Source organism: Photobacterium damselae, assembly GCF_003026815.1.
Lineage (GTDB): Bacteria > Pseudomonadota > Gammaproteobacteria > Enterobacterales > Vibrionaceae > Photobacterium > Photobacterium damselae.
Window position 1 is genome coordinate 1 of sequence record NZ_PYOG01000108.1, and the last position, 765, is coordinate 765.

Consider the following 765-nt stretch of genomic DNA (forward strand, 5'->3'; position numbering starts at 1 on the left):
CTTAGTTTTGTTATTTATGCCTCCACGCGTGACTGATAGATGAAAATGGACATTCCAATTAAGTTGACGACCAAATGTATGGACTACACAGAATAGGCCAATCTCTATTCCCCGTTTTTTTGCAAAACTCAAGAATGCTGATACCGCACAGCGTTATAACAGATTGATTAACCAAGGATTAAGTCGAAATATGGGCCATAACTTATCGGGCATCGTTAAGGTCATGTGTTGATATTCACATTTTGGCAAGATGGATAGCTGCTTCGCTATCCATTTTTCTGTCAGCATTACTCCACAAGAACTACAGGCCTTACTCTTACAATAGTTATAGATGACTTTGTGGTGCTCACAAGCAGGTTTTTCACATTCGTAGTGCTTACTGCCCACTTTGCTGGTACCGCAAGCGAGCATTTTTTCTATACACTCTATTTGATTGGTGGTGATGCTATCACCACAATGCGTGAGATATTTTTCCCAAGCCTCATCTTTATTAAAGATGAGTTTGGAGGCTCTAGGAACGTGCATACAGCTGTTAGTAAGGCGTTGCACCATCTCGCTCTGCGATATGAGCAAGCGAGATTAATACTTCATGTAATTTGAATGCAGTAGTCGATGTGTCACCAAACTTATCAATAAGGTATTGATAAATTAATGTAATTTCTTCGTCATGATCTTTTGGTGGAGCAATATTATATTGGGTATTTAGCAACTGAATGACATTATCCATGGTGGTTTCATATTGCTCATAGCTATCAAAAGCAGATG

General features: G+C 39.1%; 1 protein-coding gene and 1 pseudogene. Both read right to left on the minus strand.

Features of this window, described 5'->3' with window-relative positions:
- A pseudogene (locus tag CTN07_RS22530) lies at nucleotides 1-525 on the minus strand (IS91 family transposase); the annotation flags it as partial.
- Between the two features lie 7 nt (nucleotides 526-532).
- The coding region (locus CTN07_RS22535; protein ID WP_249030825.1) for a hypothetical protein at nucleotides 533-765 on the minus strand (233 nt) is incomplete at its 5' end.